The organism is Methylophaga sp. UBA5088 (genome assembly GCF_002414625.1).
In the GTDB taxonomy this organism is placed as follows: Bacteria; Pseudomonadota; Gammaproteobacteria; order Nitrosococcales; family Methylophagaceae; genus Methylophaga; species Methylophaga marina.
In genome coordinates this window covers 58,714-60,555 of the sequence record NZ_DIAC01000032.1, presented here as the reverse complement: position 1 = coordinate 60,555, position 1,842 = coordinate 58,714, and the positions used below count along the sequence as shown (strand labels likewise).

General features: G+C 51.4%; 3 protein-coding genes and 1 pseudogene. All 4 read right to left on the bottom strand.

Annotated features, from left to right (window positions below; translation table 11 throughout):
- A pseudogene (locus B4K20_RS04560) lies at window positions 1–182 on the bottom strand (methylamine dehydrogenase (amicyanin) light chain); the annotation flags it as partial.
- A gap of 45 nt (window positions 183–227) precedes the next feature.
- A complete protein-coding gene (gene mauD / locus B4K20_RS04555; RefSeq protein WP_286303678.1) occupies window positions 228–860 on the bottom strand; it encodes a methylamine dehydrogenase accessory protein MauD in 633 nt (210 codons plus the stop codon).
- Between the two features lie 23 nt (window positions 861–883).
- Window positions 884–1,432, bottom strand: coding sequence for a MauE/DoxX family redox-associated membrane protein (locus B4K20_RS04550; RefSeq protein WP_286303679.1), 549 nt, complete (start codon window positions 1,430–1,432; stop codon window positions 884–886).
- A gap of 3 nt (window positions 1,433–1,435) precedes the next feature.
- The coding region (locus B4K20_RS04545; protein ID WP_289282033.1) for an amine dehydrogenase large subunit at window positions 1,436–1,842 on the bottom strand (407 nt) is incomplete at its 5' end.

Here is a 1,842-nt window from a genome sequence, read left to right as displayed (position 1 = left end):
CTGGCGTCAGCGGCGTGGGCGCTGTTCAGACGACCACGGCGATCAACTGGCAGCAAGGGAAGCAGTGTCGCACCTACCAGGAAGCCACCCAGTTTACCCACGAAGCCACGACGACCGGTTTTGTTTGCGGTACGACGGCTCAGTTTCTCAATAGCAGCGTCAAATCCTAATTTCTTTGTCATTTGCCTTCTCCGTTATGTTTTTTGGTTCTACTCTCAAATCAATGATTAGTGCAGTTGCTCGCCCACTGTCACTTCCTTGGCAGTAGAGCTGTCTTTGAGGTAGCTCTGCAGTGAAGCGTGACCCAGTCGTACGGTTTCAAACAGGCTTTCAACATGCTCACGTGTGTTGCACAGACCTTTGCCTTTTATCACGCCATCGGCATCCAGCAGTACACCGTAAGGGACTTTGGAAACCTGGTAGCGCATGCCAATTTCTGGTGAGTTCACGTAATACTCATTTTTCAGTGGGTGGTTGCTCAGGAACTCACGGTGTTCAGCAGCCGTACCGTCACTGATCAGAATGACATCTGCGCCTTCACTTGCTGCGACATCACGAATAATTGGCAGCAGCTTGGCACAAACAGGGCAGGAAGGACCGGTGAACATCAACAGGCTTGGACGTCCAGGCGTGATAGCGCGACCGACCAGCAAGTCTTTTTCATCGGTGAAGGTTTTCACGTTGAACACAGGTGATTTGTCACCAATATCGGGTCCGTGATCGACCATCATGGCACCCAGTGGTGCTGACCGTTCGTGTAGCAGACCAATTTGGCGAATAACACCTACCATAAGTGCAGCCAGAGCCAGAAAAGCTGCCCAAAGCAACACATTTGAAGCAATAAGAATATCGAAACTCATTGTAAATTTTCCTTACTAAAAAATTAAGTTCTTGATTCACGGGAATTTGGCAATCCCACCATCACATCTGCAGCTATATAAAGCATGGCCAGCAGTGCTGCTGAGGCCATACCAATCAGCCACGATGCGAGGGAGATATTGGCTATTTCCAGTGAACTAAAAGCGATGTAGATGCTGACGCCGGCAAGAAAGAGCGCACGCAGCACATGGAACATGCCGATTCGGCTCCGACTGGTCGGACGTCTTACACAACCGCAGTCAATATGGGTTCGGCCCCTGCCGACATTGATGGCCAATGCCAGCGAGAACATCACGAACAGTCCCACTGCTACCCAGGCAGCTATTTCACGTACAGGCGGCACCATCAAAGCGACGGCACATGCCAGTTCAATCCAAGGCAGAAGCTTGGCTACCGGTTTAACCAGAAAGCCCGGCAACAAACGGTAGTTGTCGACCACACCCTGGAACTCGTCAGGGCTACGCAACTTGGAAATGGCTGCTACCGCCAGTACCAGCCCCACAAAAAGTGTGGCCAGTACTGACAGGGCAGGATCGTTAGTAAGCCAGTTCATGTCTTACTCGCTATCCTGAGGCAGGGTGAGAATGTGCGGATAGCGGCCGAGTCCTGCCGTTTCGCCGATTTTCTTACCTGTCTTAGCATCAAAGGTGTACAGAGTCTGTTCGTTAGCGGATAAGGCGAACAGATACGGTTTGTCGTCCTGGCTGACAGCAATGGAATCGATTTCATGGTTCAGTTCCATCTTGCGCAGGCGTTCACCGGTATCGGCGTCGACTACAAACACGTAACGGCTTGGTGTTTTGTGGGTGAATTCACCACGCTGATCTGCCAGCAGGTACAGTTCATTACTGTCGTTATGAACAGTGACCAGCTGCCAGCCACCTGGACGCCATCTGTCTGCTTTCTCTTCTTCAGTGAAGACTTCGATAGGCTCCTTGAATTCAGCGCCATCAGCAGTCAGGG